General features: G+C 62.7%; 13 protein-coding genes and 6 tRNA genes. 5 read left to right on the top strand and 14 right to left on the bottom strand.

Annotation, left to right across the window (positions count from 1 at the left end; translation table 11 throughout):
* Positions 1-143 precede the first annotated feature (143 nt).
* The 4 genes from clpX to soxR all read right to left on the bottom strand — a co-directional run bounded on the left by clpX (position 144) and on the right by soxR (position 4,052).
* On the bottom strand, positions 144-1,436 hold the full coding sequence (gene clpX, locus C8J98_RS14875; RefSeq protein WP_107913970.1) for an ATP-dependent Clp protease ATP-binding subunit ClpX: 1,293 nt from the start codon (positions 1,434-1,436) through the stop codon (positions 144-146).
* 105 nt (positions 1,437-1,541) lie between these two features.
* The gene (gene clpP, locus C8J98_RS14880; RefSeq protein ID WP_046968784.1) at positions 1,542-2,174 is read right to left on the bottom strand and encodes an ATP-dependent Clp endopeptidase proteolytic subunit ClpP; all 633 of its coding nucleotides are present in this window, start codon (positions 2,172-2,174) and stop codon (positions 1,542-1,544) included.
* A 49-nt stretch (positions 2,175-2,223) separates the two neighbouring features.
* On the bottom strand, positions 2,224-3,516 hold the full coding sequence (gene tig, locus C8J98_RS14885) for a trigger factor (protein ID WP_107913971.1): 1,293 nt from the start codon (positions 3,514-3,516) through the stop codon (positions 2,224-2,226).
* A gap of 101 nt (positions 3,517-3,617) precedes the next feature.
* Positions 3,618-4,052 carry a redox-sensitive transcriptional activator SoxR gene (soxR, locus tag C8J98_RS14890; protein ID WP_107913972.1) on the bottom strand — a complete coding sequence of 145 codons (435 nt, stop codon included), beginning with the start codon at positions 4,050-4,052 and terminating at the stop codon, positions 3,618-3,620.
* 104 nt (positions 4,053-4,156) lie between these two features.
* Here soxR and C8J98_RS14895 point away from each other — a divergent pair, with 104 nt between their 5' ends.
* Positions 4,157-5,530, top strand: a complete 1,374-nt coding sequence (locus C8J98_RS14895; protein ID WP_107914008.1) for an MFS transporter — start codon at positions 4,157-4,159, stop codon at positions 5,528-5,530.
* Between the two features lie 175 nt (positions 5,531-5,705).
* The gene (locus C8J98_RS22185) at positions 5,706-5,861 is read left to right on the top strand and encodes a hypothetical protein (protein ID WP_181016733.1); all 156 of its coding nucleotides are present in this window, start codon (positions 5,706-5,708) and stop codon (positions 5,859-5,861) included.
* 23 nt (positions 5,862-5,884) lie between these two features.
* Here C8J98_RS22185 and C8J98_RS21965 read toward each other — a convergent pair whose 3' ends face one another.
* The 10 genes from C8J98_RS21965 to rlmE all read right to left on the bottom strand — a co-directional run bounded on the left by C8J98_RS21965 (position 5,885) and on the right by rlmE (position 11,074).
* On the bottom strand, positions 5,885-6,418 hold the full coding sequence (locus C8J98_RS21965; protein ID WP_146171646.1) for a hypothetical protein: 534 nt from the start codon (positions 6,416-6,418) through the stop codon (positions 5,885-5,887).
* A 33-nt stretch (positions 6,419-6,451) separates the two neighbouring features.
* Positions 6,452-6,826, bottom strand: coding sequence for a nuclear transport factor 2 family protein (locus C8J98_RS14910; protein ID WP_107913975.1), 375 nt, complete (start codon positions 6,824-6,826; stop codon positions 6,452-6,454).
* 15 nt (positions 6,827-6,841) lie between these two features.
* Positions 6,842-6,926, bottom strand: a tRNA-Leu gene (locus C8J98_RS14915).
* A 750-nt stretch (positions 6,927-7,676) separates the two neighbouring features.
* Positions 7,677-7,752 (bottom strand) — tRNA-Lys (locus tag C8J98_RS14920).
* A gap of 27 nt (positions 7,753-7,779) precedes the next feature.
* Positions 7,780-7,856 (bottom strand) — tRNA-His (locus C8J98_RS14925).
* A gap of 14 nt (positions 7,857-7,870) precedes the next feature.
* Positions 7,871-7,947: transfer RNA gene (locus tag C8J98_RS14930), tRNA-Arg, on the bottom strand.
* A 24-nt stretch (positions 7,948-7,971) separates the two neighbouring features.
* A tRNA-Pro gene (locus tag C8J98_RS14935) sits at positions 7,972-8,048 on the bottom strand.
* A gap of 110 nt (positions 8,049-8,158) precedes the next feature.
* Positions 8,159-8,235 (bottom strand) — tRNA-Arg (locus C8J98_RS14940).
* Positions 8,236-8,495: 260 nt separating this feature from the next.
* Positions 8,496-10,427: an ATP-dependent zinc metalloprotease FtsH gene (ftsH, locus tag C8J98_RS14945; protein ID WP_199229927.1), complete on the bottom strand. Its 1,932-nt coding sequence runs from the start codon at positions 10,425-10,427 to the stop codon at positions 8,496-8,498.
* Positions 10,428-10,444: 17 nt separating this feature from the next.
* Positions 10,445-11,074, bottom strand: coding sequence for a 23S rRNA (uridine(2552)-2'-O)-methyltransferase RlmE (gene rlmE, locus C8J98_RS14950; RefSeq protein ID WP_107913976.1), 630 nt, complete (start codon positions 11,072-11,074; stop codon positions 10,445-10,447).
* A gap of 84 nt (positions 11,075-11,158) precedes the next feature.
* On the opposite strand from rlmE, the gene yhbY reads away from it, so the two are divergent.
* From yhbY to panE, 3 genes are read left to right on the top strand one after another with little or no spacing between them, the layout of a single operon-like run.
* Complete coding sequence (yhbY, locus tag C8J98_RS14955) at positions 11,159-11,455, top strand: ribosome assembly RNA-binding protein YhbY (RefSeq protein WP_046968793.1); 297 nt, start codon at positions 11,159-11,161, stop codon at positions 11,453-11,455.
* A gap of 6 nt (positions 11,456-11,461) precedes the next feature.
* Positions 11,462-11,839 (top strand): Mth938-like domain-containing protein, encoded by a 378-nt coding sequence (locus C8J98_RS14960; protein ID WP_107913977.1) that lies wholly within the window; start codon positions 11,462-11,464, stop codon positions 11,837-11,839.
* Between the two features lie 7 nt (positions 11,840-11,846).
* Positions 11,847-12,776, top strand: coding sequence for a 2-dehydropantoate 2-reductase (gene panE, locus C8J98_RS14965; RefSeq protein ID WP_107913978.1), 930 nt, complete (start codon positions 11,847-11,849; stop codon positions 12,774-12,776).
* The last annotated feature ends 191 nt before the right edge of the window (positions 12,777-12,967 follow it).

Consider the following 12,967-nt stretch of genomic DNA (forward strand, 5'->3'; position numbering starts at 1 on the left):
GGGTTCGCCCCGACACTGCGCCGGAGCCGCCATACCAGTCAAGTGGTGGTTCGCGTATCGACGATCAAGAGCCGCCGGCACAAAGAAAAACGGCCCCGGCGTCGCTGGACGCCGGGGCCGCGGTAGCTTGCGTCACGCTGGGATCAGGCTGCGTCGCCGCCCTCGCCCGCGATCCGCTGCTGCAGGTTTCCGCGGTAGATGAGATACGGCTCGGCCTGGCCATCGATCACGGCATCGTCGACCACGACCTTGCTGACATGTTCCAGCGAGGGCAGTTCGAACATCGTGTCGAGCAGCACCTGTTCGAGAATGGTACGCAGTCCACGTGCACCGGTCTTGCGCTTGAGCGCGCGACGGGCGATGGCGGACAGGGCCTCCGGGCGGAACTCCAGCTCGGCGCCTTCCATGTCAAACAGCTTCTTGAACTGCTTGGTGACCGCGTTCTTCGGCTCGGTGAGAATCTGCACGAGGGCAGCCTCATCGAGTTCGTCGAGCGTGGCGACCACCGGCAGGCGGCCGACGAACTCGGGAATCAGACCGAAACGGACGAGATCCGCCGGCTCGACTTCCGAAAGCATCTTGCCGACGTTCTCCGTACGTTCTTTCGAACGGACTTCGGCGCCGAAGCCGATGCCCGTGGTCTCGGAACGCTGCTGGATGACTTTCTCCAGGCCCGAGAACGCACCACCGCAGATGAACAGGATATTGCGAGTGTCCACCTGCAGGAATTCCTGCTGCGGATGCTTGCGGCCACCCTGCGGCGGCACCGAGGCGAGTGTGCCCTCAATGAGCTTGAGCAGGGCCTGCTGCACGCCTTCGCCGGAAACGTCGCGGGTGATCGACGGGTTCTCGCTTTTACGCGAGATCTTGTCGATTTCGTCGATGTAGACGATACCGCTCTGCGCTTTCTCGACGTCGTAGTCGCACTTCTGCAGAAGCTTCTGAATGATGTTCTCGACATCCTCACCGACATAGCCCGCCTCGGTGAGAGTCGTGGCATCGGCGATCGTGAACGGCACGTTGAGCAGGCGCGCCAGCGTTTCAGCCAGCAGCGTCTTGCCCGAACCGGTCGGACCGATCAGGAGGATATTGGATTTGCCGAGCTCGACCTCGTCGTTCTTCTGGCGCGATTCAATGCGCTTGTAGTGGTTGTAGACCGCGACGGACAACGCCTTTTTGGCGCGCGTCTGGCCGACCACGTACTGGTCGAGGGCATCCATGATTTCGCGGGGCTTGGGAAGTTGGGTCCGGCCGGAGGCCGCCTTCTCTTCCAGTTCCTCGCGGATGATGTCGTTGCACAGCTCAACGCATTCGTCGCAGATGAACACGCTGGGGCCGGCGATCAGCTTGCGCACTTCATGCTGGCTCTTGCCGCAGAAGGAGCAGTAAAGAATCTTGCCGCCGTCGTTGGAACGGCTCTGCCGCTCGTCGCTCATGCTTTGGGCCCTACTGAGAATCCAGGTACGCTTTGAGAATAGCACAGCACTTCGCCCCTGGAATCAGGAGCGAAGTGCCGGTTTTCACAAGCGAAAACGTTCAAATCAAGCTGAACGGACGGTGTCGACCGTGCGCTTTTCGGGAATCGAGTCGATCAGGCCATAGGCCTGGGCCTCGGCGCCACTCATGAAGCGGTCGCGCTCGGTATCCCGGGCGATCTCGTCGACCGTCTTGCCACTGTGGTGGGCAAGGATGGCGTTGAGACGCTCGCGCATGGTCAGAATTTCACGGGCGTGAATCTCAATGTCCGTGGCCTGACCCGAGATGCCGCCAGCCCAGGGCTGGTGGATCATGATGCGCGAATGCGGCAGCGAGTAACGCTTGCCCGCCGCACCTGCCGCCAGCAACAGGGCGCCCATGGAGGCGGCCTGGCCGATGCACATGGTGCTGACGTCCGGCTTGACGAACTGCATGGTGTCGTAGATCGCCATGCCGGCCGTGACCGAGCCGCCCGGGCTGTTGATGTACAGGTTGATGTCCTTGTCCGGATTTTCCGACTCAAGGAACAGCAGCTGGGCGACGATCACATTGGCCATGTAATCGTCGACCGGCCCCACGGCGAAGATGATGCGCTCCTTGAGGAGACGCGAGTAGATATCGTACGAACGCTCACCGCGTGAGGTCTGTTCGACGACGATGGGCACCAGGTTGAGGTTCTGGATCGGAGCCATGGACATGCGGTCTCTCCTTCGTGTGGGGCCCGGCAGTTGCAAGTGACCGATGCGATTAGGCACCGATCGGGCGCATCACCTCGTCGAAGCTCAGTTCCTGGTCGGTGGATTTGGCGTTATCCGCCACCCACTCAGCCACCTGATCTTCCATCACGCGGTTCTGCAGTCCCGACATCAGTTGGGGATCGCCGTTATACAGTTCAATGACCTTCTCCGGTTCTTCATAGGTCGAAGCGATCGCGGAAAGCATTTCCGCCATGCGCTTGCGATCGAGCCGGATCTCATTCTTGCGTGCGATTTCACCCATCAGCAGTGCGGCGAGCACGCGCTTGCGAGCAAACGGAGTGGCCTCGGCGACCATCTGCGGGCTCGGCTCCTGGCCGCGCGGCAGGTTGCCGGCGGCAAGGCTGCGCGCTTCGGCATCGGCCATCAGCTCCGGTACGTCGAGCTCGGGGAAGGCGTTGGCCAGCTTCTCGGCGACTTCGGACTTCAGGCGAGCCATGACGGAGGCCTTGAGCTCGCGCTCGAGGTTGGCACGGACTTCCTTGCGGAAGGTCTCGATGTCGCCGTCGGCCACGCCGAACAGCTGCACGAACTCGGCGTCGATGGTCGGCAGGTTCGGCTCCTGCACCTTGACGATCTTGAAGGTGACCTTGGCGGTCTTGCCGGCGAGCTCCGGATTACGGAAGTCTTCCGGGAAAGCCACGTCCTGGACCAGGTCTTCGCCGGCCGAGCGGCCGGTAAGGGCCTCGTCGAGCGCCTTGAACAGGGTGCCCGAGCCGAGCACGCTACCAGCGCGCTCCAGGCCTTCGGTCGGGAAACGGTAGTCGCCGGCTTCAGCGGCGTACTCGAACATGACGAAGTCGCCGTCCTTGGAGGCGCGATCTACTTCGTCGAAGCTACGACGCTGCGTGCGAAGGGTTTCGATCATCTTGTCGATGTCGGTGTCCTTCACTTCGGCCTTCGGACGGGCGATTTCGAGCGCCGCGACGTCGATGGCCGGGAACTCCGGCATGATCTCGAAAGTCGCGGTGTAGGCGATTTCACCATTCTCGGGATTGCCCGTGGTGTCCACCGCCGGGTTCGCGATCGGCTGGAGCTTTTCCTGCTCGACGGCCTGGCGCAGGGTGCTGCCGATCAGCTCGGACAGCGCCTCGCCACGGACCTGCGCGCCGAAGCGCTGCTTGATCACGTTGGTGGGAACCTTGCCGGGACGGAAGCCCTTCAGACGCACCGTGCGACCCATCTCCGCGATGCGCTGGCTGACCTGCGACTCGAGGCGCTCAGCCGGAAACTTCACCGTGAGCTTGCGCCCGAGCTTGCCGACATTCTCAACCGAAACCTGCATGACCTCTCCTGAAACCACCACGAGTCGTGGCGCGATGGGGTGAAAAACCCCGCAAATGACTGCCCATTCTACGTTTTGCCCCTCTACCGCCGCAACAGGCGTCAGCCGGGGGTCCAGCGCCTCGGACCGCCACCATCAGCCGCCAGCGCATCGCCCGGATTGGCCAGGGCACACGCCGTAAGCGAAAGGCAGCCGCAGCCGATGCATTCGGTCAGTTTTTCCTTCAGATTCATCAGCTGATTGATCCGATCCTCAAGCTCGTCCTGCCATGCCGCCGACATTTTCGCCCATTCCTCACGGCTGGGCGTCCGCTCGTCCGGCAGGGTGGAAAACGCCCGCCGTACGGCCTCCAGCGGGATGCCGACCCGCTGGGCCACCCGGATGACCGCGATCCGGCGGAGCACGTCGCTTGCGTAGCGCCGCTGATTCCCCGACGTTCGCAGGCTCTGGATCAGCCCTTTTCGTTCATAGAAGTGCAGAGCCGAAACCGCCACACCCGCGCGTCGTGCCGCCTCGCCTACGCTCAATTCCCGCATCGCTTGACCTCAACCAAAGTTGAGGTCCCATCCTGCTCGCCCCAGGCACCGCACGCAAGCGTGCGAAACTCCCCACCCCCAAGGAAGAAAGAATGAACGTGGGCATGTCGAACCCAGACCTTACCCAGCCCGCGGCGACTCCCCGCGCCGAGGGCATCCTCTCCCCGACCTACCGCGCCGCAACGATCGGCATGGTCGCGCTGATCTCCCTGCTCGCCTTCGAGGCGCTGGCCGTGACCACGGCCATGCCGACGGTCGCGCGCGAGCTGGACGGCCTTCGCCTCTACGCCCTGGCCTTCGGCGGCCTTCTCGCGACCAGCGTCATCGGCATGGCCCTCTCGGGGCGCTGGAGCGACCGTAAAGGCCCGGCCCCGGCCGTCTGGACCGGCCTGCTCGGCTTCGTGGCCGGCCTGCTGATCGCGGGTTTCGCCCACGACATGCCGACGCTGATCATCGGCCGTCTCGTCCAGGGCCTCGGGGCGGGCTGCCTGTCGCCTGCGCTCTATGTGATCGTCGCGCGCCTCTACCCGGAATCACTTCGGCCGAAGGTGTTCGCCTCGTTCTCGGCGGGCTGGGTGCTGCCGGCACTGATCGGTCCCGCCATCAGCGGCGCCATTGTCGAGCACTTCGGCTGGCGCTGGGTGTTCCTCGCGGTTCCCTTGCTTGCCCTGCCTGCCGCGGCGGCCCTCCGCGGCGCGCTCAACTCCCTCGCAGCGCCGACACATGTGCAGGAAGACAAGCCGGGACGCATGGTCAACGCGATCGGTGCTGCGGTCGGCACCTGCCTGCTTTTCATTGCCGGACAGGAACGCGGCTGGGCGGCAGTGGTGAGCTTCATCTCCGCCGTAACCATCCTTTTCGTCTGCGGCCACCGCCTGCTTCCTGCGGGAACACTGCGTGCGGCGCGCGGACTGCCTGCCGTTATCGCACTGCGTGGCGTGGCCGCTTCTGCCTTCTTCGGCGCCGAAGCTTTTCTCCCCTTGGTGTTTTCGACGCAGCACGGCCTGTCACCCACCTGGTCGGGCCTCGCTATCAGCGTCGGCGCGATCGGATGGTTCTCAGGCTCGTGGTACCAGGGACACTACGCGGCCATCTCCCGGCAGGCACTTCTCACGCGAGGCACCGCACTCATGGTGCTCGGCGTCGTCACCGCATCGCTCGCCACGTTTCCGTGGATGCCCGTGTACGCGGCTGTGTTGGGCTGGCTGTTGACCGGCCTCGGCATGGGCATGCTCTACGGCACCGTCGCCATTCTCGCACTTTCCATGTCGGGTGAACACGAGCAAGGCAGCAACAGCTCGGCGTTGCAGCTGTGTGAATCATTGATGGTCGCAACGACACTGGCGATAGGCGGCACGCTGTTCGCTGCGCTGTTGAACGTGTCGCATACCGCGGCGTTTGTGGCGAACTTTGCGATTACGGTGGTGCTTGCCGTTTTGGGAACAATCGTAGCCCGTCGAACACAGACACCTACCTGATCGCCTCGTCGCGAAGGTGATGTGACCCTGGGCTTTTTAGTGACATTGGCTGACAGCGCTGCGTATGCCGCCTCTCTAACCTTGCATGCACCCATCCCGGACGAAATCGCCGGTGCTACGCTTGGAGTACGCAATGCCCGCCATGCCACCGCCGGCCCAGCCGGAGACGATACCTATGATCGACGACGAGCGAGAGAAGCTCCGCGCGGAAATCCGCAAGATCACTGCCGAGACCATGAAGATCAACGCAGAGGCGCGTTGGTATCCTTACGTGGCAGTTGCCGGAACCTTCGCTGCGGCTCTTGGCCTCTTGAAGCTGCTGGGATCCTGACCCGCGGAGACTACGAAAATTCTTCATGCAGTCTTTTCTTTCGCCCCCGGCCCGCAAAGAAAGTAAAACGCCGGAACCAGGTAGAAGATCAGAAGGTGGCCCGACCACATGCGGGCCTGCCACACCAGGTAGTCGCGATACTCTCCATCGCTGAGTCTTCGCGAGGCGCCTGACGCGTAAGCGACAGCGTGGCCGTCCGACAGGTTCACCTTGTAGCCGTGGCCGACCAGGCCCCAGACGAAGTTGATAGCGACATAGATGGCACACACGCCTATCGCGACGCGTGCCCACGGCGGCATCCCAGCAACGATTCGCGAGTTCGATACCCCACCGATCCGGCCGTCACTCGCGTCACGAATCATCGGCATGAACACGAGAAATGCGCCGGCAAACAGAGAAAACGAAAGCGGGCAGCCCGCCCAGGATTCCGCTGGAGTCGGTAGATGAAGAATGGTTCGCACGTGGATGGACAGCGCGACACAAAAGCCAGCCAGGGCCGCAACCCCGGCAACTCTTGACCACCACAATCTCACCCCGCTCCCCTGCACTGAATTCAAGGCGACTATCCTTCCGTGACCCTTCGGGTCGGATTACTGGGAAACGTTCTTGAGTTCGGAGGGACCGACGATATCGAAGCGTTGCACCCGGCCATCCTTTACGTGAAACGCGTGGCGGATGACTTCGTCCAGAAGCATCTGACCCTGAAGATCGCGCACGACCTGGCGCACTTCAACGATCGTCGCACCATCGGCGCCTCGAGCGACGCTCAGCGGCTCGACTGACGGGTCAATGACCGACCACTGGTAGGTCCAGTATTCCCGGACGGCATCGCGCCCGTGGACGTGGGTCCCTTCCATGCCGTTAGCCCAGGCTACGTCGTCGGCCAAGGCGGCAAGGACCGCCTCGATATCCCTCCGATTGAACCCTTCGTACAGGCGGCGAACGAGCTGCTCGTCACTGGTCATGGTTCGATCCCTGGTTGGTGCGAGAGGCGGGACTCGAACCCGCACGGTTTTACCCGTCAGAACCTAAATCTGGTGCGTCTACCAATTCCGCCACTCTCGCTCGCGGCGTCATTCTAGGTCTCGCGCCGCCTCAGGTCTATCGCTGCGGTATGCGCGGATGGATGCGGCCCAGGGGGCGCCGCGAAGCCCAGATCAAATGCAGGCCATTTTTCAGAATTTGCGTATTCAATCGAGTCGCGCATACCCCGATCCTGATCCTCCCATCTGCAAGCGGTCGCCCCCGGAAACTATGTTGTCTCCGCAAACCAGAATTCGGTGCACCGTGGCACGTCGACGTATCGCCTTGACTCCGCAAGCGCGGTCACCAGCGACCTTGTCGTCGATAATCGGTGCCGCCAGTCGGCCAGCGACCCAACACCTGGTGGGGTCTCCGGCAGCAGCAACGTCTACGTCAACTGCTTTATGCCTTCGGCAGGAACAGCACCCACCAGAATGACCACATGCGGCGGCGGCCAATGTGTGCACGATGCAAATTCTTTCAGCATCTTCTGATCCGCGAAAGCGGCGATTACTCTGAGATTTTTGAGTCTTCGAGAGTTCGAGGACGTCGAGTGGCTGACTGGCCGCTCGACGTCGCCCCAGCAGAGTCAGAGGCGCTCTCCGCACGCCCACCCGACTTCACCCGCGTCTCCGCGCCCGCATGGGGCCGGATCAGCAGACCCGATCCTGGACGACCGTCACGTCGCGGTCTTTTCGGTTTGTCTGGCTTGCCGTTTTCCATCGCTCTGCTCGCGGAAGAATGAAGGCAAAAAAGAAAAGGCGCTTAGGTTTCCCTAAGCGCCTTCCAAAATGGTGGGCCGTGTAAGATTCGAACTTACGACCAATTGATTAAGAGTCAACTGCTCTACCAACTGAGCTAACGGCCCATTTTGAAACACATCGCACGTTGTAAGTGGGGTGGACGATGGGACTCGAACCCACGACATCCGGAATCACAATCCGGTACTCTAACCAGCTGAGCTACGCCCACCATAAAACACGATCTGGCGCGCCCGACAGGAATCGAACCTGCAACCGTCGGCTTAGAAGGCCGATGCTCTATCCGGTTGAGCTACAGGCGCAGGCACTGTACGTAGAACGCCGACTGGTCGGGGCAGAGGGATTCGAACCCCCGACATCCAGCTCCCAAAGCTGGCGCTCTACCAGACTGAGCTATACCCCGAAACTTAAAGCACTCACCGATACAACCTGGTGAAGCCTTCAAATGTTACGGGTCTAGCCCAAGCCCGTCAATCCGTATGAACACACCACACTTTCAACCGCTTTTAAAGATGGTGCGCCCGGAGAGATTCGAACTCCCGACCACCAAGTTCGTAGCCTGGTACTCTATCCAACTGAGCTACGGGCGCACACTTTAAACCTTTGACTCGTTGCCTGCCGCTGTGAAGCGTTGGCGCCGTGTCGAGAAGCGGAATTATTCAGATATCGGACGTGGGCGTCAACACTTTTCTGAAAGTTTTTTTCTCGGATTGGTAACAAATGGGGTGATTGGCCGTCTGAATGCGTCATGGGTGGCTATTCGCGAGCACCCGTTCGCCGATGAATCGGCTCCTACAGACGAGCAACAGCTCCTAACGAAGAAGGGCGGCCAGTGGCCGCCCTTCCCTTCTTACAGCTGCGTAGCAGGTTTGCCGACCTTGTCCGGTGCTGAGCCAGCGTCGCCACGCGGGGGCGGCGGAGGCGGCGAACCAGGCTTGGTCCAGTCGATCGGCGGGCCGGGCTCGCGACCATTCATGATGTCGTCGATCTGCCGCGCGTCGATCGTTTCGTACTGCAGGAGTGTCTCGGCCATGATGTGCAGCTTGTCGATGTTCGTGGTCAGCAGCTCCTTGCTGCGCGCGTAAGCGCGATCAAGGATGGTGCGCACCACTTCGTCGATCTTGCGTGCGGTCTCGTTGGAGACGCTCTTGTGCTGCGTGACGGAGCGGCCGATGAAGACTTCGTCTTCTTCTTCGCCGTAGGTGACCGGGCCGAGTTCGTCGGACAGGCCCCACTTCGTCGCCATGTTGCGGGCCATCTTGGTCGCACGCTCGATATCGTTCGACGCGCCGGTGGTGACCTTGTCGTGTCCGAAGATGAGTTCCTCGGCAACGCGGCCGCCGTACAGCGAGCAGAGCTGCGATTCGATCGCCACCTTGTTCATGCTGTAACGGTCGCCTTCGGGCAGGTACATGGTGACGCCCAGCGCGCGACCGCGCGGAATGATTGTGACCTTGTAGACCGGATCGTGCTCGGGAACCAGGCGACCGATGATCGCGTGGCCCGCCTCGTGATACGCGGTGAGCTTTTTCTCTTCGTCATTCATGGCCATGGAGCGACGCTCCGTACCCATGAGGATCTTGTCGCGTGCGCGGTCCAGGTGGCTCATGCGCACTTCGCGGGCATTCTCACGCGCAGCGAACAGCGCCGCCTCGTTGACCAGGTTGGCCAGGTCCGCACCCGAGAAACCAGGGGTACCGCGCGCGATGACCATCGGCTCGACGTCGGCCGCGGTGGGCACCTTGCGCATGTGCACCTTGAGAATCTGATCGCGACCCTTCACGTCCGGCAGGCCGACGACGACCTGGCGGTCGAAGCGACCCGGGCGCAGCAGGGCCGGATCGAGCACGTCGGGACGGTTCGTGGCGGCGATGACGATGACGCCCTCGGTGCCTTCGAAGCCATCCATTTCGACCAGCAGCTGGTTCAGCGTCTGCTCGCGCTCGTCGTGACCGCCGCCCATGCCGGCGCCACGATGGCGGCCGACGGCGTCGATCTCGTCGATGAAGATGATGCAGGGAGCATGCTTCTTGGCCTGCTCGAACATGTCGCGCACGCGGCTTGCGCCGACGCCGACGAACATTTCGACGAAGTCCGAACCGGAGATCGAGAAGAACGGCACCTTGGCTTCGCCGGCGATCGCCTTGGCGAGCAGCGTCTTACCGGTACCCGGCGGACCCACCATCAGGACGCCGCGGGGAATCTTGCCGCCGAGCTTCTGGAACTTGCCCGGGTCGCGGAGAAACTCGACGAGTTCGCCCACTTCTTCCTTCGCCTCATCGCAACCGGCGACGTCGGTGAAGTTGACCTTGACCTGGTCTTCGCCCTGCAGCTTGGCGCGCGAGCGGCCGAAGCTCATGGCGCCGCGACCACCGGAACCGGCCTGCATCTGGCGCATGAACCAGATCAGCACGGCAACGAAGATGATGATGGGCAGCCAGTTGAACAGCAGGCCGAGCAGGGAGAAGCCGTTATCCGCCGGCTCCTGGCGGAGCTCGACGCCCTTGTCGCGCATCTGCTTGACGAGGTCGCTGCTGGACAGGCCGACCACGGGTACGACGGTGCGATACGCGCCGCCATCCTTCAGCTTGCCGGTAATGGTCGGCGGCGCCGTGGAGGTGATCGTGCCGCTGGCGACATTGCCGTTATCGACGTTCTGGGCGAACGTCGTATAGGACATGTCCTGCGACGATCCACCATGGGGATTGAAGGTCTGGAACACGGTCAGAAGGACCACCGCGATGATCAGCCAGAGCAACAGATTTTTTGCCATCTCATTCATGCGGTGTTCTCGCCAGGTTACCGGGACGCCGGCTTGAGGCCGGTCGCCAGTGCATACACCTCCGCCGAACGTGCGCGGGAGGCTTTCGGTTTACGCATCGTCACGCGACTGAAGTCAGTGCGCAAGTTCTTAAGGTACTCGTCGAACCCCACGCCCTGGAACAATTTCACCAGGAATGAACCACCCGGCTTGAGCCAGCTGAGACTGAACTCCCGAGCCAGGTCACAAAGGTCCATCGCGCGGATCTGATCGGCCAGTGCCACACCCGACATATTGGGGGCCATGTCCGACAGGACAAGATCGACCTTCTGGCCACCGAGCATGGACTCCAGCTCGTGAAGAACGGATTCTTCGCGGAAATCGCCCTGCATGAACTCGACGCCGGCCAGGCTGGCCATCGGCAGGATGTCCATGGCGATGACCCTGCCGGTATCGCCCAGGCGCTGGCGAGCCAGCTGGGACCAGCCGCCCGGGGCGGCGCCGAGGTCGACGATGGTCATGCCGGGTTTGATGAGGCGATCGCGCTCGATCAGCTCCTCGAGCTTGTAGATGGCGCGCGAGCGCGCGCCTTCCGCCTGAGCCCTTTTGACGTAGGGGTCGTCGAAGTGCTCTTTCAGCCACTGGGAGCTGGTCTTGCTGCGTGCCATGGCTTTCGACCAGAGTCTTAATAAGGAGCGGGCCTTGCATGATACCCTTTGACGCCTGTCAGCCGCACATCGAACCTGAACGCAATGTCGCTTTCCCCTACACAGTCCCGCTATCTCCGCAGCATGGCCCACGATCTCAAGCCGGTCGTCCTGCTTGGTAACAAGGGCGCCACCGAGGCGGTGGCCAAGGAACTCGCCCAGGCCCTGGATATCCACGAGCTGGTCAAGGTCAAGCTCTCCGGAGGCGACAAGGACGAGCGCCAGGCCCAGATCGACTTCCTGACCAGCCAGACCGGCTCCGAAAAGGTCCAGGAAATCGGCCATATCGTCGTCCTGTTCCGCCGGAACGAGCAGGACCCGAAGCTCGCCCTGCCCCGGTAACCCGCCATGGACCTCTCGTTCGAGCACCCTGGCGAGTACCTCTTCGTGCGCCGGGTCGGCGCGGACACGGTCACCATCGTCGACCGCGACTTCCACAAGAGCCTCCTGCTGACGCCTGAAAAGGTCGTCGAGGACTGGCCGGTGACCGACGCGAAGCAGCTCACCCTGGACGATGTCGCCCTGATCGCCGCCCTGAAGCCCGAGCTGGTCATCATCGGCACCGGCGAACGCCAGGTCTTCCCGCCGGCCGAGGTCATGGCCGGCTTCCTGCGCCAGGGCATCGGCGTCGAGGCGATGACCAACGGCTCGGCCGCACGCACTTATAGCCTTCTGGCCGGCGAGGGCCGCAAGGTCCTGGCGGCCTTCATCCTGCCCCAGGGGTAAGCGAGCCATGCGCATTCTCGTCCTCGGCGCCGGCGGCACCGGTGGTTATTTCGGCGGTCGTCTGAGCCAGAGTGGCGCGGATGTGACCTTCCTGGTCCGGCCGGCCCGGGCAGCGGCGCTGGACGCCACGGGCCTGGTCATCAAGAGCCCTTTTGGCGACGCCAACCTGACGGTAAAGCACGTCACCGCCGATACCGTCGCGGCGGCGGGCGCCTTCGACCTCGTGCTGCTCTCGTGCAAGGCCTACGACCTGCACTCGGCCATCGAGGCGATCGACCCGGCGGTCGGCGAAGCCACCGCTATCCTTCCGGTCCTCAACGGCCTGGCTCACTACCCCGTGCTAGACAAGCGCTTCGGTCCGGACCGGGTCATCGGCGGCATGTGCGTGATCAGCGCGGCGAAGGGTCCGGCCGGCGAAATCCTCCATTTCGGCAACGGGGCGTCGGTGACCTTCGGCGAGCGTGCCGGCGGCGACCATGACGGCCGTTGTGCCGCCATCGCCAACGCCTTCGCCACGGCGAACGTCGACCACACGCACTCAGCCGATATCGAGCGCGACCTCTGGGCCAAGTTCTCTTTCCTTGCCACGCTTGCCGGGGCGACGTGCCTGTTCCGCGCCAGCGTCGGCGACATCGTCGCTACGAACGATGGTCGCCAGCTCACCGAGCAGATGTATGAGGAATGCCTGGCAGTGGCCCGCGCTTCCGGCCATGCCGTACCGGACAATGCCCGCGCTTTCGCCTGGAAAACCCTGACACAGGAAGGCTCGCCGCTGACCGCCTCCATGCTCCGCGACCTGGAATCGGGGCAGCGCATCGAGGCCGACCATATTGTCGGCGACATGCTCCGTCGTGCACAGGATGCGGGGATCAAGGCGCCGATGCTCGAGGTGGCATTCGCGCACCTGCAGGCGTTTGAGATTCGCAGCAAGCGCTAAGGCCGAGCGAGCTTTTTGTAGGAGCCGATTCATCGGCGAGCTCTTCTTCCGGCCTTGGTGTGGACTGAGGCCAGCGACCTGAAGGAGGCGCTGCTGCGCAGCGCGTTTATTTGCCATTCGCCGATGAATCGGCTCCCACATGGTCTTACATTCGCCGATGAATCGGCTCCCACATGGTCTTACATTCGCCG

The sequence above is a fragment of the Luteibacter sp. OK325 genome (assembly GCF_003050935.1).
Classification (GTDB): domain Bacteria; phylum Pseudomonadota; class Gammaproteobacteria; order Xanthomonadales; family Rhodanobacteraceae; genus Luteibacter.